Origin of the sequence: Paucilactobacillus nenjiangensis (assembly GCF_008632615.1) — a bacterium.
In the GTDB taxonomy this organism is placed as follows: Bacteria; Bacillota; Bacilli; order Lactobacillales; family Lactobacillaceae; genus Paucilactobacillus; species Paucilactobacillus nenjiangensis.
In genome coordinates this window covers 1661899-1681590 of record NZ_CP043939.1, presented here as the reverse complement: position 1 = coordinate 1681590, position 19692 = coordinate 1661899, and the positions used below count along the sequence as shown (strand labels likewise).

General features: G+C 37.8%; 19 protein-coding genes, 2 tRNA genes, 1 pseudogene and 1 riboswitch. Of the genes and pseudogenes, 18 read left to right on the top strand and 4 right to left on the bottom strand.

Annotated elements, in window-relative coordinates:
* The first annotated feature begins 95 nt into the window (after positions 1 to 95).
* Positions 96 to 193: riboswitch (TPP riboswitch) on the top strand.
* A 51-nt stretch (positions 194 to 244) separates the two neighbouring features.
* From thiW to F0161_RS08660, 6 genes are all read left to right on the top strand, one after another.
* Positions 245 to 748 carry an energy coupling factor transporter S component ThiW gene (gene thiW, locus F0161_RS08685; protein ID WP_150204326.1) on the top strand — a complete coding sequence of 168 codons (504 nt, stop codon included), beginning with the start codon at positions 245 to 247 and terminating at the stop codon, positions 746 to 748.
* Between the two features lie 92 nt (positions 749 to 840).
* Positions 841 to 1362: a L,D-transpeptidase gene (locus F0161_RS08680; RefSeq protein ID WP_150204325.1), complete on the top strand. Its 522-nt coding sequence runs from the start codon at positions 841 to 843 to the stop codon at positions 1360 to 1362.
* A gap of 229 nt (positions 1363 to 1591) precedes the next feature.
* Positions 1592 to 1999 carry a hypothetical protein gene (locus F0161_RS08675; protein ID WP_150204324.1) on the top strand — a complete coding sequence of 136 codons (408 nt, stop codon included), beginning with the start codon at positions 1592 to 1594 and terminating at the stop codon, positions 1997 to 1999.
* A 17-nt stretch (positions 2000 to 2016) separates the two neighbouring features.
* Positions 2017 to 2388 (top strand): iron chaperone, encoded by a 372-nt coding sequence (locus tag F0161_RS08670; RefSeq protein WP_137601189.1) that lies wholly within the window; start codon positions 2017 to 2019, stop codon positions 2386 to 2388.
* A gap of 147 nt (positions 2389 to 2535) precedes the next feature.
* Complete coding sequence (locus F0161_RS08665) at positions 2536 to 3153, top strand: hydrolase (RefSeq protein ID WP_150204323.1); 618 nt, start codon at positions 2536 to 2538, stop codon at positions 3151 to 3153.
* A gap of 15 nt (positions 3154 to 3168) precedes the next feature.
* Positions 3169 to 3534 carry a hypothetical protein gene (locus tag F0161_RS08660; protein WP_150204322.1) on the top strand — a complete coding sequence of 122 codons (366 nt, stop codon included), beginning with the start codon at positions 3169 to 3171 and terminating at the stop codon, positions 3532 to 3534.
* 129 nt (positions 3535 to 3663) lie between these two features.
* On the opposite strand, the gene F0161_RS08655 is transcribed toward F0161_RS08660, so the two are convergent.
* Positions 3664 to 4074 carry a hypothetical protein gene (locus F0161_RS08655; RefSeq protein ID WP_137601186.1) on the bottom strand — a complete coding sequence of 137 codons (411 nt, stop codon included), beginning with the start codon at positions 4072 to 4074 and terminating at the stop codon, positions 3664 to 3666.
* An 81-nt stretch (positions 4075 to 4155) separates the two neighbouring features.
* Positions 4156 to 4228: transfer RNA gene (locus F0161_RS08650), tRNA-Gln, on the bottom strand.
* Positions 4229 to 4361: 133 nt separating this feature from the next.
* Between F0161_RS08650 and F0161_RS08645 the strand changes: the two genes are divergently transcribed.
* Positions 4362 to 4691 carry a hypothetical protein gene (locus F0161_RS08645; RefSeq protein ID WP_137601172.1) on the top strand — a complete coding sequence of 110 codons (330 nt, stop codon included), beginning with the start codon at positions 4362 to 4364 and terminating at the stop codon, positions 4689 to 4691.
* A 54-nt stretch (positions 4692 to 4745) separates the two neighbouring features.
* Positions 4746 to 4818: transfer RNA gene (locus F0161_RS08640), tRNA-Glu, on the top strand.
* A gap of 67 nt (positions 4819 to 4885) precedes the next feature.
* On the opposite strand, the gene F0161_RS08635 is transcribed toward F0161_RS08640, so the two are convergent.
* Positions 4886 to 6208 (bottom strand): MFS transporter, encoded by a 1323-nt coding sequence (locus F0161_RS08635; RefSeq protein WP_150204321.1) that lies wholly within the window; start codon positions 6206 to 6208, stop codon positions 4886 to 4888.
* Positions 6209 to 6772: 564 nt separating this feature from the next.
* On the opposite strand from F0161_RS08635, the gene F0161_RS08630 reads away from it, so the two are divergent.
* The 4 genes from F0161_RS08630 to F0161_RS08615 all read left to right on the top strand — a co-directional run bounded on the left by F0161_RS08630 (position 6773) and on the right by F0161_RS08615 (position 10972).
* Positions 6773 to 7810, top strand: a complete 1038-nt coding sequence (locus tag F0161_RS08630) for a branched-chain amino acid aminotransferase (protein ID WP_150204320.1) — start codon at positions 6773 to 6775, stop codon at positions 7808 to 7810.
* A 92-nt stretch (positions 7811 to 7902) separates the two neighbouring features.
* Complete coding sequence (locus tag F0161_RS08625) at positions 7903 to 8439, top strand: helix-turn-helix domain-containing protein (RefSeq protein WP_150204319.1); 537 nt, start codon at positions 7903 to 7905, stop codon at positions 8437 to 8439.
* Complete coding sequence (locus F0161_RS08620; RefSeq protein WP_190318857.1) at positions 8436 to 9323, top strand: IS3 family transposase; 888 nt, start codon at positions 8436 to 8438, stop codon at positions 9321 to 9323. Before F0161_RS08625 ends, F0161_RS08620 begins: the two co-directional genes overlap by 4 nt.
* A 281-nt stretch (positions 9324 to 9604) precedes the next feature.
* Positions 9605 to 10972, top strand: coding sequence for an ISL3 family transposase (locus F0161_RS08615; protein WP_150204317.1), 1368 nt, complete (start codon positions 9605 to 9607; stop codon positions 10970 to 10972).
* A gap of 56 nt (positions 10973 to 11028) precedes the next feature.
* On the opposite strand, the gene F0161_RS08610 is transcribed toward F0161_RS08615, so the two are convergent.
* Complete coding sequence (locus tag F0161_RS08610; protein WP_137601169.1) at positions 11029 to 12363, bottom strand: gluconate:H+ symporter; 1335 nt, start codon at positions 12361 to 12363, stop codon at positions 11029 to 11031.
* 345 nt (positions 12364 to 12708) lie between these two features.
* Here F0161_RS08610 and F0161_RS08605 point away from each other — a divergent pair, with 345 nt between their 5' ends.
* The 6 genes and pseudogenes from F0161_RS08605 to F0161_RS08580 form a co-directional block, all read left to right on the top strand.
* The gene (locus F0161_RS08605; RefSeq protein ID WP_150204316.1) at positions 12709 to 13122 is read left to right on the top strand and encodes a MarR family winged helix-turn-helix transcriptional regulator; all 414 of its coding nucleotides are present in this window, start codon (positions 12709 to 12711) and stop codon (positions 13120 to 13122) included.
* Between the two features lie 33 nt (positions 13123 to 13155).
* On the top strand, positions 13156 to 14898 hold the full coding sequence (locus F0161_RS08600) for an ABC transporter ATP-binding protein (protein WP_150204315.1): 1743 nt from the start codon (positions 13156 to 13158) through the stop codon (positions 14896 to 14898).
* A complete protein-coding gene (locus tag F0161_RS08595; RefSeq protein WP_150204314.1) occupies positions 14891 to 16726 on the top strand; it encodes an ABC transporter ATP-binding protein in 1836 nt (611 codons plus the stop codon). The genes F0161_RS08600 and F0161_RS08595 overlap by 8 nt, the downstream gene beginning before the upstream one ends.
* Before the next feature lie 15 nt (positions 16727 to 16741).
* On the top strand, positions 16742 to 17755 hold the full coding sequence (locus F0161_RS08590; RefSeq protein ID WP_150204313.1) for a serine hydrolase domain-containing protein: 1014 nt from the start codon (positions 16742 to 16744) through the stop codon (positions 17753 to 17755).
* Positions 17756 to 17869: 114 nt separating this feature from the next.
* On the top strand, positions 17870 to 19459 hold the full coding sequence (locus tag F0161_RS08585; RefSeq protein WP_150204312.1) for a glycerophosphoryl diester phosphodiesterase membrane domain-containing protein: 1590 nt from the start codon (positions 17870 to 17872) through the stop codon (positions 19457 to 19459).
* Positions 19460 to 19471: 12 nt separating this feature from the next.
* Positions 19472 to 19654 (top strand): annotated as a pseudogene (locus F0161_RS08580) (hypothetical protein); the annotation flags it as partial.
* Positions 19655 to 19692 lie beyond the last annotated feature (38 nt).

Here is a 19692-nt window from a genome sequence, read left to right as displayed (position 1 = left end):
ATAGTTAATAGGGTAATTATAGTTGAAACAAGTAACTTTGCAATATGGTGTACAAAATTTTGTAAAAATGGTATCCTCAACGAGTAAATAAATATCAATCACACTAGGGGCGCCAAATGGCTGAGACGATTCAATTCGAACCCTTGAACCTGATCTGGATGATACCAGCGGAGGAAAGTGTTAGAACCTAACTCTAAACTTAGGGCTCTTCTAGTGTGCAAAATCACTTAGGAGGGCTATTTTTATGCATAAAAGAATTTACCGGTTAACTTTAACCGCCTTGTTCGTCGCGTTTGGTGTAGTCGGTGGTAGCATGTTTGAGTTTACAATTGGGGTTGCCAAAGTTGCACCGATGCAGCATCTAATCAACTTAATTTCTGGGGTGATTTTAGGGCCATGGGCAGCACTGACTCAAGCTTTTTTAACCTCATTAATTAGAAATATATTGGGGACAGGAACGATTCTCGCATTCCCTGGAAGCATGATTGGTGCATTTTGTTCTGGCTGGATTTTTAAGAAAACGAGAAAATTAATTTTTGCTGTGTTTGGAGAACTAATTGGGACCGGTATTATTGGAGCAATCGTTGCTTACCCTGTCGCTAGTTTATTTTTAGGAACCAAAGGTGCACTTTGGATTTTCATTCCAAGTTTCTTCTTGAGCGCGTTAGTCGGAGTTGTAATTGGCTATGGAATTTTAAAAGTCATGTGGAAAACGGTCATCGTACCCCAATTAGATAAATTTTATTAAAGTAATCAGGCGAAGAGAGTGGATGAAGACGTTCATGGTAAAATGTAGATAGAGTTAACCAGCTCTGAACACGAAAGGCTACTAATATCATCATGTTGAAATTTATCAAAAAATGTCTTTTGATTGTGGTGGCGATTGGACTGGCTTACGGCATTTATGTCAATGTGATTAATGCTAAGACGGTTGATTACACTAAACCATCACAAACTAAAAGCTATCCTAAATTAAAAAATCATCCAAATGCATGGATTGACGTCTCGATTCGAAAGCATCGCGTTTACATTAAAGATGGCTCAAGAGTTTTGTACACCATGTATTGTTCAACGGGATTAAATAATTCTACCCCGACTGGGACCTTTAGTATTGAAAATGAAAAAGGGACTACTTTTTATAATGCCAATTTAAATGAGGGCGCAAATTACTGGACTTCATTTAAAAACCACGGGGAGTACCTGTTTCATACTGTTCCCATTAAACAAGACGGTACCTATGACAAAGCCGAAGCCAAAAAATTAGGCAAAGTCGCGTCTCACGGCTGCATTCGGTTAACAATTCCCGATGCTAAATGGATTTATAAAAATATTCCCGTTGGGACCAAGGTGGTCGTTGAATAACTGATGATCAAATAGGCTCGTGCAAAAAATGACTTGTGGAAAACGTTAATTTTCTCACAGGGCATTTTTTATTTTAATATTCACAATCAAAAAAGCGTTTTCAATAATTCATAATACAAAAATAGATAGGTACAAGTTTTCATGATTGTTACATTTTAGCATTTAACTATGTCTACTTAGTGAAATTCGTGCTATAATCTCTTAGTTTAGTAAATGAAGAGGTGAAAATATGCGTGAATTATCAATTAACACTAGAGTTAGAATTAATTGGATGCTTGAAGTGATTGCAATTAGTATGTTAGTGGCAATCTTTATTGTTTGGCTAAGTAATCCGGCAAAATTAGCGACTCCGTCAGTGAATCATGAAGGTTGGTTTATTTCTTATATTTGGCTGGGCACCACGGCAGTGACAATGGTAAGCTTCAATGCCTTGAAAAATGGATTGGGGATGTTACCTCGAATAACTCCAATTAAGGAAGATCGAGACTATACCCCTGAAGAATATCATTTTACAGTTTTTTCGCTTGTTAGTTTATTGGTAATTCCCGCTTTAGCATTTCCCGTGATGATGTCATTGCATTATGTTTTGAGTGACGTTAATAGTCTGGTATCCTTTACTCAGTTAGCAATTAATTAGAGCAATGGGAGGCAGTTATGGCATTTTATAGTGAATTTTTAGATCAACTTGATAATCAAGAACATCGTATGGTACTTGAAAAAGTACTTGATTGGGTAAGTGAAACATATCCACAATTGGGTGGTAAAATTGCTTGGAAACAGCCAATGTTTACTGATCACGGTACTTTTATCATCGGCTTTAGCGTCGCCAAAAATAATTTTGCTTTTACCCCAGAAAGTGTCACAATCAGCAAATTTGAAACGCAAATTGAAAAAACCGGTTATACTCATACTCCAAATATAGTAAGAGTTCCTTTTGACGCGAAAATCGATTATGAATTAATTGGAAAAATGATTGAATTTAATATTGAAGACAAAAAAGACTATTCTAACTTTTTTCGAAAATAAGACTTTGGCAGCATCAATTAAACCCTGATGCTGCCTTTTTGTACCATTAATATTATGAAAACCTTATCATTATGAATTTGGATGTAAGCTGTTACACTGGTTTTGTTAAAAGAAGTGTTGTTGAATTAAAAAATTGGGGGAATAGTTATGACAAGTTATCCAAAACGTACTGTTGCTGAAGAAGAACTTTTGTCACCAGAAAATAGTGTGCTCGTTATCATTGATTATCAACCAGTTCAGGTTCAATCAATTGAATCGATGAATCGTCGTGAATTGATTAATAACATTATCGCAGTGACTAAGCTTTCTAAGATTTATAATGTTCCAATCATCCTTTCGACTGTGAATGTGGCGACTGGGCGGAATAAAGAAACCATTCCAGAATTGAAAGCTGAATTAGATGGTGTTACGAGTTACGATCGGACTTCGATTAATGCCTGGGAGGATAAAGAGTTTAATGCCGCCTTGAAAGCCACCGGTCGCAAGAAAATTGTCATTGCGGCACTTTGGACAGAGGCGTGCTTAACGTTCCCATCGATTGATGCGTTACGTGAGGGCTATGAAGTATATCCAATTGTGGATGCAGTTGGAGGTACAAGCGTGAAAGCTCACGAAGCAGCATTAAGCCGCGTGGAACAGGCGGGTGCTCAACTTACATCATTTGCGCAGTTAGCTTGCGAATGGCAACGTGACTGGAGCAGAACGGAAACAGTACCACAGTTCTTTAAAGCTCTATCTGATCATGGTGAATTCTTAGAATTATAGATGGGGGGATCTTTAATGTTAGATGTGACAGGATCAATTTCAAATCTACAATGGACTACTGAACATCATTTTTTACACATTCAAGCTCGACACGAATTTATGCGAGCCATTGCAGTCCAATTTGAACTAGCCTATTCAGATTTTCGGGCGATTCAAATGGCTCTTCAACTTGATAACCAAACTGATTTATTGGAAAAAGTTACCGCTCAATATAATGAGGTCTTTCAATATGAAATGGCGTTTGTACGTGGCGGATTAGATGAATTTGATAATCAATTTAAAGGTAAGATTGATCAATATCAAACCTCACAAGCGAGCCTGTTAGCAACATTGAATGATATTTTAAAGTTACAACCGAGTCATGCACCTAAAGAAATTTAAGTAGTGAAATTAATTAGATACGTCTCCGTGATGTTAGCATAAATAAATGTGCATAACACAAAAAAACTGGGAATACACTAAATCATACCTTTGGTGTAACCTCAGTTTTTTAATTTGCGGACGATTAATTTAATATGAATCTTTCAATAATTCGATATGTTGTTCATTAATTTGTTTTAGTTGAGATGCCAAGTTGCTAATTGAATCAAAGTTCAGTTGTAATTTGGCAATACCAGCTAAAAAACCGTTTTGTAACGCTAGAACTCTACTTTGGGCATAGACTTTCCTGATATCAGCGTCATCGTCTGGTAAACGGAATTTTTGGATAGATTCTCGGACATCATCTAATTTATCATTCAAAATTTGCTGTAATCGTTGTTTTTGTGACAATAGATTGGCGGAATCCCATATTTGTTGAAATTGCTTAAAATCAATATTATTGACTACTCTAGAAGTAGTGTTTTCGTATTTGGATAAGTATGAATTAATTTTACCAGTTTGTGTATTATGAAAGGTGAAAACGACGGACCATTGAGCCATTAAATACCTCCAGTATTTGAATTGAGTACGGTTACTTGAAATAAAAAAAGCAACTGGCCTTGGGAGACTAGTTGCTGACAATTGGGCATACTGGGTTCGAACCAGTAAATTGCGGATTCAGAGTCCGGTGCCTTACCAATTTGGCTAATGCCCAATAAGACGTTAGGTTTCCTCAACAATAATATTATACAGAATTGGAAATTCACATTCAATAGCTATAGACTAATCAGTTAATCTTTTAAGGGTTGTTTGCTATAATTGTGGGTGAGTTGAAAGGGGAAAAGTTTATGGCAAGTAATTCAGATTCAATTTATCATGTTTTAACGTATATGCAACAACATCCTGAGGTAATTAACCGACAACCGTTGGAATATACGAATGTCATTAGACTCAATATACCAGATTCAATTAAGGTTGCAGATGCAGACATCTATTTTCCTAGACAAAAATTAATGGTTAATCGATTTACACCAGATTTTGTAGCGAAAAATGGTAACTTGCTTGATTATTATTACCAAATGACGCATCAAGAAATCCCTAATTTCCATGATGTCTGGGTCACGACTTCACATATTATTGATAAAAACACATATTTATTGGAATTATCATTTGAATAGCCTGAATACCATTGACAACGGAGCGAATAAATAGCTATACTAGTATAGTAATTTTGCCCGCTGGTCAAATTGGTTAAGACGCAGCCCTCTCAAGGCTGAGTTACGGGTTCGATCCCCGTGCGGGTGATTAAAAAAGCTGTACTCCTTGTATATCACGGAGTACAGCTTTTTTAGTACATGATAATTATTTTTAATTATTCGGTGTAGTCAACATGTTTTGTTTCCTTAGTAAATGCAAAGGCAACGAATGATAATACTGACATTACGCCTAAGTATAAACCAACATATTTGATACCCCAGTTAGCAGCTAACCAAGTTGCAACTGTTGGAGCAAAAGCAGCACCAACGATGGCGGCTAGATTATAAGCAAGGGCAGAACCAGAATAACGAACTTTAGTTGAGAATAGTTCTGGTAATAAAGCTCCCATAGGGCCATAAATGATTCCCATTAAGAAGAATCCAATTACAAGGAAAGCTACGGCACCGGCCACGTTGTGCGTGCCACTTAAGAAGTAAGGGAAAACGAATGAGAAAACTACGAGTAATGCAGCGGTAGTCATCAACATTTTCTTGCGTCCCCAGAAATCAGCCAAGTATGATGAAATAAGAATCATAGCAGTGAAGACGAGAATTGATCCCATTAAGATTAGCAAGAATTCTTTGTTTGAAAATCCTAGGTTAGTGGTTGCGTAACTGATTGACCAGGTTGAAAGTGTAAAGAAAAGTGTGTATGTAACAGCAACGATGAAGGTTCCACGGATGATTTGTTTCCAGCTGGTTTTGAAAACTTCTTTAAGTGGTGATTTAGTTGTTTCAGAGTTTTCTTGAGCCTTACGGAATAAAGGAGTTTCTTGCATTCTTTTACGAACCCAAAGTCCGATGAAAACCATAACTGATGAAGCAAGGAACGGAATTCTCCAACCAAATGAAGCCATTTGTGAAGCAGATAAGAATGATTCAAGAACATAAAATAATCCATTACATAAAATGAAACCAATTGGTGCACCTAATTCGGGAAAGGCACCATATAAGGCACGCTTGCCTTCAGGAGCATTTTCAGTAGCAACTAGGACAGCTCCAGACCATTCGCCTCCAAGACCAATTCCTTGAATAAAGCGACAGAGACAAAGTAGTAACACTGCCGAAAAGCCTAAGGTTGAATACCCAGGGAGAAAGCCAATCATAACTGTTGATCCACCCATGAGCACTAGGGAAACAACCAAAGTCTTTTTCCGACCAATCTTGTCACCAAAGTGTCCAAAAATAAATGAACCCAGTGGGCGAGCAACAAAGGCAACTCCAAAGGTGAGTAAACTAAGCATCATCGCAATTGTTGGTGTTAAGGTTGGGAAAAAGATTTTAGGGAAATACGTGGCTGATGCAGTCCCAAATGCGTAAAAGTCGAAAAATTCGACAGCAGTACCAATCATTGATGCAAAAATAACTGTTTTGACTGGATCCCGCTCTAGTGTGGTGCCTTCTTCTTTATGTAAAGTGTTTGATGTAACATTCTCCATATAATTCACTCCTCTAATATGTGTGTTTTTGAAATGATTGCAATAAACTATGTGTTACTGAACGAATGAAACTTAACCTCCAAGCCAAAAGTTTTGAGAAAAAGAAAAAGCCAAGAACTGATTTGACAGTCCTTGGCTTTGCCAACACTGCCCGCGTAAATCACGGGCACATTAAGTAGCCCGCATCACATAATAATGACGTAGTTAATGACGACGACGCTAATGCTAATAATGTTTGTGTTAGTCATTTCGAGTTCTCCTTTTTCATTTGATGGATGTATCATACATGATAAAAAAAAATTTGTAAATGAAAGTTTGATTAAAAAATTAAAGAATTTACTTTTATTAAGTATAATCGTTGATACAGCAAGGATTTAGATGACGAAATAAATTAAAAAATTTTCATTTGTTTTGCTTGATTTTAGACATTGACATGAATTTTATCGTTGTAGACAGATTAATGACGCTGATTAGAGTTCTTGACATCATATAGTGAAATGGCTAAACTTTTATTAAATTCTTGTGATGATAATAATTCAATACATATTAGGAGGCTATTTTTAGATGGCAAAAGCAAAAGCGTCAGAGATCGATTTTAACAACCTAGGATTTAACTATTTTGATCTTCCATACCGATTCCAAGCAACTTGGAAAGATGGTCAATGGAGTGAAGGCGAACTGACCGAAGATGCTGAGGTACATATTAACGAAGGGTCAACTGTCTTACATTATGGACAATCTGACTTTGAAGGGTTAAAAGCATATCGGACAAAAGATGGTTCTTTACAACTGTTCCGTCCAGACCGTAATGCCGCCCGGATGCAAAACTCATGTGCCCGAATGATGATGCCTGGTTTTCCAACTGACCAATTTGTCGATGCTTTAAAACAGGTGGTTAAAGCTAATGAAGATTTTGTACCACCATATGGTACTGGAGGTACACTGTATCTTCGTCCTGTAATGTTTGGGGTTGGTGGAAATATTGGTGTTCATCCCGCTAACGAATATATTTTCCGTATTTTTGCCATGCCAGTCGGTGCCTACTACAAAGGTGGAATGACACCTACTAGTTTTGTTACTTCAAAATATGATCGTGCTGCTCATCAAGGAACTGGTCAATCTAAAGTTGGTGGTAACTATGCGGCTAGCTTATTACCAGGTGATGAAGCTCATCAAGCTGGTTATGCTGACGTTGTGTACTTAGATCCAATTTCCCATACTAAAATCGAAGAAGCTGGATCGGCTAATTTCTTTGGCGTTACGAAAGATGGTAAAAAGTTTATTACCCCTGAATCGCCTTCGATTTTACCTTCAGTTACGAAGTTCTCGTTGTTGTATCTAGCAGAACATGAGTTAGGTTTAGAAGTAGAACAGGGCGATATCTTTATTGATCAATTAGACCAATTTAGTGAAGCTGGGGCTTGTGGTACGGCCGCCGTGATTTCACCAATTGGCGCGATTGTCGATGGTGATAAAAAACATGTCTTTTATAGTGAAACTGAAGTTGGCCCGGTTACTCAAAAACTGTATGACACTCTAACAGGCATTCAATTTGGTGAAATTGAAGGACCTGAAGGATGGGTTGTTAAGGTTAACGAATAAATTAAATAAGTTTCTAATAAAAAATGGCTATTACCCAATTAATTGGTTGAAGTGAACCCCCGAGATTGGACAACAATCTCGGGGGTTTTATTATGACTAAATTTAATTTAGAGTTACGAATTTCTATTGTGACACAATATTTAACGGGTATTAGTTCCATTCAATTGGCCAGAAAATACCATATTGCCAACAATGAAACGATTCTCCTATGGGCTCATCGCTTTAATCGTTTTGGCATTGCAGGATTAAAACCGAGACCTATGAACTTGGAATACTCTAGTGAGTTCAAGATAGAAGTATTAAACTGGAAACAACAGCACCAAGCTTCGCTTTCAGAAACAGCACTACACTTCAATCTCTCTTCACCAAGTACTATCTGGCAATGGCAAAGAAAGTTTGATTTAAAGGGACTCAGTGGCCTAAATAGAGTGAGAGGAGATCCAAAGACTATGGCTAAGCATAAGCATAAAAAAGTAACCAAACCCACAACAGCACAAATTCAAGCACGCCACGATAAAGATGAGTTAAAGCAACTCAAGCAAGAAAATAAGATGTTAAGAATCGAGAATGAATTCCTAAAAAAACTCGATGCCTTAGATCACGAAAAATCAGCTCACGCGAAACCGTGACCTTAATTGATGATCTGAGGCGAGTCTTCAAAACGTCGATTAGTTTTATCCTCAAAGCCGTTAAGATACCACGTAGCACGTACTATTACACTAAGCACAGCCAGGGACGAAAATATGATGATGACCAGGTTATCCAAGCCATTGATGAAATTTGCCAAACAGATGCCAAGTATACTCAAAAATACGGTTACCGTCGCATAACGTTAGTTATGCATGAACAGGGATTTAAAGTTAATCACAAACGCATCCTCCTAATTATGAAGGAACAAGGCTGGAAATGTCAGGCCTTTAATAAGCAAACTCGTAAATATAACTCATACAAAGGAGTTGTTGGTAGAATCGCCAAAAACAAGTTACACCGGCGATTCAAGACAGATCGACCATATCAAAAACTTGTCGCCGACGTTAGTGAATTTCGATACGGTCAGATGAGTCAAAGTGAACGAATCTATTTAGAGCCCATCATGGATTTATTTTCGGGTGAAATTTTGGCATTTAACATTAGTGCACATCCAACTCTTGAGTTTGCGTTGAAGCCACTAAAAGAAGCATTAGATGGACTACCTGAGCTTCCTTATCGAACAACGGTACACACAGATCAAGGATTTCAGTACCAACATAAGCAGTGGCAAAAAACGCTTAAAACTCATCATACCTTTCAGAGTATGTCCCGTAAGGCGACTTGCTTAGATAACGCCGCCATGGAATCATTCTTTCATCTCATGAAAGCAGAGATGATGGATGAACACTTCGAAAATCCAGAGAGTCTCGCGCAAGCGATGACTGAATGGATTGAGTTTTATAATAACCGTAGAATCAGGACCAAGCTAAAAGGCAAGTCACCAGTACAATACCGAGAACTTGCCAATCAGTTAGTAGCTTAATTTAGTTGTCCAAACTTGTGGGTTCACTTCACGTCAATGGCCATTTTGCTGTGAAGAGTAAATAAAAAGTAGTGGGTGGGATTATTGAATTGATTTTAAAAAATGGATTGCGATACAAAACGTTAGTTTTGACGCAGCCCATTTTATTTGATTCTACAATATTTGGTACTGATAGAGATTCACTTTGTGAATTTCTACTGGTGCCATTTTCTATTATCAAGTAAAATTGTACAAAAATAGAAGATAGCCTGACCCCTATCTAACGAAAGGAACTATCTCCCATGGATAATAATACCAGATTAGCTCTCAATATCACAGATACTCGTTTAGAATTTGATCCCGACCCTAAATATAAATCTCAACCTATGTCTAGAGAAATGACTGACAAAGGTGAGGCTAACGTGTGGCACTGCGTGCTCACATACGAAATGACTTGTCCTAAATGTTCAACCGTCATGAGTCGAAACGGGTACAAAAGTGTCATGTATCAATCTGCCCAAAATGGTACAAGTCTGATTTTCTTTAAAATTAAAAAGCAAAAATACATTTGTAAATGCTGTAAAAATACTGAGCTTGCTGAATTGAGTAATATAAGAAAAGGAGACCATCTTTTTCGTGACGTAAAACAAATTATCGCTATGCAAATTGAAGAAAACATGAGTATGACTACAATTGCGAAAATCAATAACGTCTCCTCAAATACTGTTATCCGGTCAATTCTAGGATTAGCTTGTTATATCAAACCATCTTTTCATTATTTATCGCGAAACATTGCTTTCGATGATTTCAAATCGGGAAAGTTTGCTAAAAGCGGATACTCCCTTTTACTTATGAATATTGAAACACATCAACCAATAGATGTAATTTCTGACAGAGGTGATTACTCCCTTGAAAAGTACTTTTTAAGATATTCTCCGGCGGCTCGTGCTGCTGTTCGAACGGTTACGGTCGACTTATTTTCTTCTTATCGAAGTACTATTCAAAAAGTTTTCCCGAATGCAATTATCATTGCTGACCATTTTCATGTGGTAGTCCAGGCCTTTAAAGGCCTCAATCAGCTTAGAATAAAAGTAATGAAATCATTTAAGTACGGGTCACCCGAATATCGCCAACTTAACAGATTTTGGAAACTAATTATGAAATCAGAAAGCGACTTAAATCGCTCTGATCGATATAAACGTCGTAATTTCAAAAATTTACAATTGACTGACGACGAAGTCGTTAATCGTTTACTATCGCTTTCCGAAGAATTGCGTGCTGCTTATAACTTCTACCAAGATCTCATTTTCATAATTCATAATCAAAGTTCAGAACGGCTGAAAACCTTATTGTGGCCAGAAGATGATAAAAATTCGGCAATTCTCCCACAGGAAATGGATGCTGCCATCAAGACTCTACGAAAACATTTCGAAGAGATTATAAACAGTTTTAAAACAAAATACTGTCATTTCTCAACAGGTCCTGTAGAAGAATGTAACAACAAAATTAAAGTAATAAAGCGTACTGCGTACGGGTTTAGAAACTTCTATCACTTCAAGATTCGAATTCTAATTGCATTTAAAAATAGTTTCTATTCTAAAAATTTCATATCTCTCACAAAACAACAAAAAACTGCTAATTCCCCGACAACGGAGAAACTAGCAGCTTGATGTTAATGATTGTGAAATTCTAGGTCATCAGTACTTCTTGACAAAGAACCTTTTATTTACATGAACATCGAGACCACTAGGACCGATGCTAACCCTGATACCCCAATGACACTCGTAAGCGTCGTCCAAGAAATCAGTGTTTCTTTCAATGTTAAACCAAAGTATTCTTTAATCATCCAGAAACCAGCATCATTCACGTGATCCATGAAGACACTACCAGCTCCGATTGCAAGAACAATCAAAACTGGGTCAACTGAAGAGTTTGCAACAATCGATGTAATCAAACCGGCACCGGTCATTGAAGCAACAGTTGAAGAACCAAGACTGATACGTAGAAGTGCGGTAATCAACCATGCAACGATGATTGGTGAGAGACTTGTATGGTTAAATAGTTGACCGATATAATCAGCCACACCACCGTCAACAAGGACTTGTTTAAAGGCACCACCACCACCAATGATAAGAAGCATCATAGCGATTTGTTTGATTGATTCAGACATTGCATTTCCAATGTCGGCAATTTTCAAGCCACGGAAAATTCCCATGGTGAAGATACCAACAATTAAGGAAATTAACATTGCTTGATCAGGAGTACCGATAAATTCAATCACTTGGAAAGCCACTGATTTAGTGTCCATCACAAATGAAAGAATAGTTTCAATCCCAATCAGAAGAACTGGTAAAAGTGCAGTGAAAACACTAATTCCGAATCCTGGAGTGTCTTCAATTTTGAATTCTTTGTATTCACCAAGAACTGAAATATTAACGTCCTTACGGTAAACAACTGGATAGAATTTATGAAGGAAATAGTTATAAACTGGTCCAGAGATAATAATGGTTGGAATTGCAACCACGATACCAACAAGTAAAACGTGACCTAATGGTGCATTCAACACTTCAGCAACTGCTGTTGGAGCAGGGTGAGGTGGTAAGAATCCATGGGCCACGTTCAAAGTAGCGGCCATTGGAATTCCTAAATACATCAATGGAAGATCGACTTCGCGAGCGATAACAAAGATAATTGGAAGTAAAACAACTAATCCAACTTCGAAGAAAAGAGCAAGCCCGATAATAAATGAAGTTAAGATTACGGCAATTTGGATGTGTTTCTTTCCAAAAATTTGAATCAATTTGTTCGCGATACGGTACCCACCACCAGCATCAGAAACCAATTTACCGAGCATTGAACCAAATCCGAAGATAATAGCTAAATGCCCAAGTTGACCACCAATACCAGTTTCAATACTGGTTGAAATCTTTGCGACTGGAATTCCAAGAGCAATTCCGACGATAAAAGCTGTAATTACCAATGATAGAAACGCATTTAACTTCAGTTTGGTAATTAAGAAAATTAAAAATATAACGCCAATTACGACAATTAATAATGGCATATTCGTTCTCCCCCTACGGTTGTTAGTTCAGCAACAAAAACAGATTGCGGTACGCATATCTCCCGAGCTACACAGAAATTAAAATAAATAATTGCTATGATAGCGTACCGTCATCGAACTCTCCTTTACCTGATTTATCTGTGTAACCGTTCTCAATATACGGAAAGTCAGACTGGAAGTAAAACAATATGTAGTGAAATAATAAAGTGCCTCAACAAAGTCCACATTTAGTAGTAAGTTAATTGATAATTCAGAACGTTGAGAGTAAATTAAATAATCGTTAGGTACCTAAGTATTGTGGGAGGTCAACGAATGACGACAAATTACGGATAGCTGTCGCATCAAATGTTTGAAGTTTTAGGGCTGATGAGGCGAGCCAGCTCAACTAGAAGTACGGAGCAACATGGAATCCATCATGGACAGGGACATTTACTCAGTATACTGATGCAACATGATAATTTATTGCAAAAACAATTGGCTGACATTGTCCATATTCGGGCGGCATCAGTGACAGACTTATTAGAAAAGATGGAAAATGATGGTCTTGTTACGCGAACCAAGGATAGTTCTGATCGGCGTATTACGAGAGTTTCCATTTCTGATAAGGGATTACAACTGATGCATGAAAATGCGAAGGTTCGGCAGCAGGTGGATCAAATAATGTTTGGTACACTGACTGATGAAGAGTTATCAGAACTAGATACGATTCATCAAAAAATTATTAGTTCGTTAACGACTGAAGTTGAAAATAATCAATAACTGTTAAACGACTAAATTCAAAGGAGAAAGCCATTGTTTAAAATCGCACGAAAAAATTTTGCTTGGTGGGCAGTTGCTCTTGCAGTCCTATTCTTGCTTTTACAAGTTAGTGCTGACTTGTATTTACCAACCATTACCTCAGATTTGATTGATAAGGGAATTGCACAAAATGACCAGTCCTATATATGGAGTCAAGGTGGGAAGATGTTAATTGTCGCCTTAATTGGTTTATTAGCCGCTGGTGGCAACGTTTATTTTGCCTCAACTCAGGCAATGAGAGTTGGACAAAAATTACGGACTCAAATGTATTCAAAAATTATTAATTTCTCCAGTCGTGAATTCACTGATTTTGGGGACTCATCATTAATTACGAGAACCACAAATGATATCGTTCAAATTCAAAACGTGTTAGTGACGATGCTCCGAATGATGTTACAAGCACCAATTATGTTGATAGCGGCAGGCGTTTTAGCCTATAATCGCGAAGCCAAATTGACGACCGTCTTTTTGGTGTCGTTACCATTACTCGCTGTCAGTGTCTTAATTATTATGTATTTTGTTGTGCCATTATTTAAATCCATTCAAAAGAAAACTGACCGGATTAACTTAGTTTTTCGTGAAGGATTGACAGGTGTACGTGTTATTCGTGCCTTCAATCAGGATCAATTTGAACAAGACCGCTTTGATGTAGCCAATAAAGATTACACGGCGACATCAACTAAAGCTCAAACGATTGTTTCGTTTATGTTTCCAATTATGACGTTAATATTGAGTGGTACAAATATTGGAATTATTTGGTTAGGCGGTCACTTAATTGGCGATATGTCGATGCAAGTCGGTAATTTGGTTGCCTTTATGACATACTCAACTCAAATTTTGATGAGTTTCATGATGTTATCAATGGTCTTTGTGATGGTGCCACGTGCTCAAGCTTCTGGTCAACGGATTAATGAAGTGCTAGACCGTGAAAGCAGTGTTAAAGATGCTCAAGGAACTGATTTGAAATCATTTGATCAAAGTCAGCCTGCTTCATTGGAATTTGATCACGTTGATTTTACGTATCGTGGGGCGGAAAATATGGCCTTACAAGATGTCAACTTTAAGGCGACGGCAGGACAAACGGTCGCGATTATTGGTGGAACAGGTTCGGGTAAATCGACCATGGTGAACTTGATTCCGCGCCTATTTAACGTTGATCATGGTGAGATAAAGGTTAATGGTCAGAATAATGCCTCAGTTAGCCAAAATCAATTACACGAAGCCATTTCAATTACGCAACAAAAAGCGGTGCTCTTTAAAGGGACGATTCGCTCGAACATGCAGTATGGTAAAAGCGATGCAAGTGATGATGAAATATGGCATGCGCTGGATATTGCTCAATCAAAAGATTTCATTGAAGAAAATGGCGGGTTGGATGCAATTGTTGAACAAAACGGGGACAACTTCTCTGGTGGTCAACGACAACGGTTAGCGATTGCTCGAACCATTATCAAACCGGCGTCAATCTACGTATTTGATGATTCATTTTCTGCTTTAGATTTTAAAACGGATGCTGAATTGAGAATGGCATTGAAGCAAGATGAAAATGTTGCCAATGCCGTAAGTGTGATTGTAGCGCAACGGGTTTCCACTGTCGCTGATGCCGACCTAATCCTGGTGATGGATAATGGCAAGGTGGTTGGTCAAGGGAAACATCAAGAGTTAAAGGCCAATAACGAAACTTATCGCCAAATTGTGGAATCACAAATTCGGGAAGGGGATGGACAAAATGCGTAATCCTAATCATGGGTCAAAAGGCCCCACTGAAAAACCCCAACATTTTTGGCCAACAACGAAACGCCTCTTTAAGTACATGGGTCGCTGGATTCCTGGAGTTGTCATCTCCATTGTTTTAGGTGCCGTTTCGGTTGTATTATCGGTGAATGCTCCTAAAGTGCTTGGGAAAGCAACCACTGAGATTTATAAGGGTGTGACTAAAGGATATGGCGAAATGAAAGCCGGACTACACGTCACCAGTTTGCCAATTAACTTTGACAAAATCATTCAAATTTTAATTGTAGTCGGACTTTTGTATGGAATTTCAGCCATATTCAGTATGATCCAACAAGTAGTTATGACTCGAATTTCACAACAAGTAGTCTATCAGTTACGCCGCGATTTTAAAGCGAAAATGCAACGAGTGCCTGTTAGTTACTATGACACGCATTCAAATGGTGACATTATGAGTCGGGCAATTAATGATATGGATAACATTGCCGGAACCTTACAACAAAGTTTGATTCAAATTGTGACTAGTATTTTAACCTTCTTCGGTGTGTTGTATTTCATGCTGACGATTAGCTGGAAGTTAACGCTTTTAGCTTTAATTACGGTACCAATTAGTTTAGTGATTGTTGGGATTATTGCTCCAAAATCACAAAAATTGTTTGCCAAACAACAAGCTAGTTTGGGGAAATTAAATGATCAGGTCGAAGAAAACTATGCTGGTCATACAGTCGTTAGAACCTTTAATCATGAACAAGATGCGATTGATAAGTTCAACGGCCAAAATAGTGAATATTACAAGGCCGCTTGGAAAGCTCAATTTTTCTCAACTTTAATGTTTCCAATGATGAACTTTACAAAAAACTTGACGTATCTACTAGTCGCAGTGGTTGGAACACTTGAAGTGGCCAGTGGAACCGTGACATTGGGGAATGTGCAAGCAATGTTGCAGTATACTAACCAACTTTCACAACCAATTACTCAAATTGCTAACCTTTCAAATACCATTCAAGCAACTATTGCTTCTGCTGAACGAATTTTTGCTGTTCTGGATGAACCAGAAATGGAAGATACGATTCAAGCTGACAGCAAAGCAATCGATATTAATGCTAAAGTGGTGTTCGATGATGTCGCCTTTAGTTACGACAAAAATCCATTAATTAAGGATTTCAACTTATTGGCGCCGAAAAATGATATGGTAGCCATCGTCGGTCCAACAGGTGCTGGTAAGACAACCATTATTAATTTATTGGAACGCTTTTATGATATTCAAAGTGGAAATATTTATTTGGATGGCAAAGAAACACGTAATATGACCCGTGAAGAAGTTCGGAGTCACTTTGCGATGGTTCTTCAAGAAACGTGGTTATTTACCGGTTCAATCTTTGATAACATCAAATATGGTAATGAATCAGCCACGGAAGAAGAAGTGTATGCTGCCGCAGAATCAGCACATGCGGATGGCTTTATTCGTCAATTACCGGATGGATATGACACTATCTTAGATGAATCTGCATCTAACATTTCACAAGGGCAACGGCAATTAATTACAATTGCGCGTGCGTTCGTCGCTAATCCTGAAATTTTAATTTTAGACGAAGCAACCAGTTCAGTTGATACCCGGACTGAATCCTTGATTCAAAAAGCAATGAATAGTTTGCAACAGAACCGTACAAGTTTTGTTGTCGCACATCGCCTCTCGACAATTAGAAATGCAGAGAATATTATTGTAGTTAACCATGGTTCAATTGTAGAAACTGGTAATCACGATAACCTGATGAAACAAAATGGCTTCTACGCCGACTTATATAATAGTCAGTTCCTTGGTAATCAAATTTAGAAGGACGGCTGCATAATGGCATATGAATACTCACGGACAATCAAACAAATCCATCAATTGGTGGAGGATGGCATTGCTCCTGGAGTTTCATATGCTATTTTTGATGGTCAACATGAAATTAGTGAAGTTTTCGGTAATGCTCAAGTAGTTCCAACTATTGAACAGTTACAAGCAGGAATGCAGTATGACGTTGCATCTCTGACTAAAGTCATTGGGACAACAACGGTCATCATGCACATGGTTCAAGCGGGCAAATTATCTGTCGAGGACAGCGTGCAAGCTTATTTACCAGAGTTTGGTGATTCGAGGGTGAAAATCCGTCATTTATTGACGCACACTTCGGGGATTGAAGGATACATCCCAAATCGCGATGATTTGGATGCAACTCATTTACATCAAGCGTTATTGAGTTTGACTACGTCGAAAAATTTTGGGCAGCAAGTTAAATACGCTGATATTGGACTAATCTATTTGGGTTGGATTATTGAAAAATTCTATCAACAGCCGGTGCAACAAGTGATTACGACTGAAGTTTTGGGACCTTTAAAAATGATGGGTTCGAGCTTTTCGCCACTGAAAGAAAATTGTGTACCAACACAGATGCATCCAACCCGAGGATTGATTCGTGGAGTTGTTCATGACCCGAAAGCCTATACTTTAGGAGCCCATTGTGGGAGTGCGGGGTTATTTTCAACACTGACGGATGTGGTTTCGTTTGCCCATCAGATGATTGATTCGAATTTAAATGGCTTATTAACTGATTCGACGAGAGAACTTTTGCAAGTAGATCAAACACCGATGGCGGGATTTCATGGTCGAACTTTTGGTTGGAGATTACTTCAAGATCGAAATGATCAACACAATATTTTGTACCATACAGGGTATACCGGGACTTGGTTAACAATTGACTTAGTTACTAATCAAGCCTTCGTATTTTTGTCAAACCGAGTTCATCCAAATGACAATAATAGTGTGTATTTGCCACGGCGAGATCAAATAATTAGTACTTATTTAGATGAAAAATGTTAAATAATTGTAGTTCTTTGCGTTAATGTATAAAATAACGGTAACGAATTACTGGTAGGTCCCAGGAATTTGGGACCTTTTTTATATGGTGGGGGAGATTATGAAAAAATATTGGGGATGTATCGCCGTTATTGGCAACAATTCAGTAAATATTGGGGTTATTTTATTTTAGTGACAATTGGTTCGAGTTTTATTATTGGCCAAGTGGTAATTCCAGGATTAACGTGGCTTGTCCAAAAAATGATGGAACTTGCCAATATTCCGTACTTATCTTACACGAACATTGTGAGTGTAATTATTGGTCATCCGGTAGTCGCTGTGGGCCTGTTAATAATTTTGATTATTACATTGCTGGCAGCATATTTGCAATTTACGATTTGGATGGCTATTGTGGCCAATATCAGGGCACAACAAAACGTTTCAATTTGGCAGTTGATTGTTGAGCGAATTAAAGATTTAAGGCGAGTGCGCTTTACAACCATGCTGGTGACCATTGCATATTTAATAGTTGTGGTGCCATTTAGCAAAACTATTTTTCAATCTGAATTGTTATCAAAAATTACAATTCCAGTTTTTATTTTAGATGATATGTGGAATTCAGCGACTATTTGGGTACCAATTGTTACATTCACATTGTTGGCAGTATTTTTATCGATTCGTTTGATTACATTTTTACCGGGGACCATTAATCGACATGAAACAACCTTCGAAGTGATTGTTGATAGTTGGCGAGAAACTAAAGGACACTTCTTCAAAATTGCAGTCAAACTGTTCGCGAGTTCATTTTTGTTAGGCTTAATCGGTGCAGTTTCTCGTGGCATTTTATACGTAGTGCAAACATTATTAGATCAACATTTACCAGCCATAGCTCTTGGCGGAGCAGTGATTAATTTGATGCTGTTAGAAATTATCAACCAAATCTTGATGGTCATGGGAGTGGTATTTATTGTGAATATCGCTTTGGATGAGTTTCAAGGAAGTATTGTTTCGAAGTCGGCGCAAACTAACGGCGTGGTACGTTTTAAAAAATTAAAAAGAAGCTTAGCTGTCGTGCTTGTGGTAGTTATTGGTGGGGCGGCCGGAGTTTATAATTTTGCATATTTTAAAGGTGCGTTAATTGATCCACCATTGGTGATTGCTCATCGGGGTGTTGATGATCAAAATGGAGTTCAAAATACCATTCCGGCGCTTGAAAAAACAGCTAAAGAAAAGCCAGATTTTGTTGAAATGGATATTCACGAAACTAAGGATCATCAATTTGTGGTAATTCATGATGGTAATTTGAAAAACTTAGCTGGAGTCAATAAGAAGGTGCATGATTTAACCTTGGCACAGTTGACACAATTAACCGTGAGTGAAAATGACCAGTCAGCTAAAATTCCTAGTTTCAATGATTATTTGGCCGCTGCGGAGAAAAATCACCAAAAGTTATTGGTGGAAATTAAGACTTCTAATGAAGACAGTCCTGAGATGGTTTCAAACTTTCTGAAGCTATATCAAAAACGGATGTTGGCAGATGGAAATTATATGCATTCGTTAAGTTACCCTGTGATTACGAAGGTAAAAAAACAAGAACCACAGCTGTTTTCAAGTTTTATTTTGCCTTATAATTTGGCATTTCCAAGGACGCAGGCCAATGCGTACACGATGGAAGAGACTACATTGACGCAGGCATTTATGGATCAAGCTCATAAACGCAACAAATAAGTATACGCTTGGACAGTCGATGATCCAGATCAAATGCAGCGACTATTATTTTTAAATGTTGACGGCATTGTGACTGATGATACTTCAGAGCTACAAAAAGTTATTCAAGATAATAAAGACCATCCTTCGTATGCAAATCAATTAATGATTTATACCAATCAATTAAATGGGGTTAGTGGCACACCACAAAATTAGTCAAAAAAACGACTCGCTATCAAGCGGGTCGTTTTGTG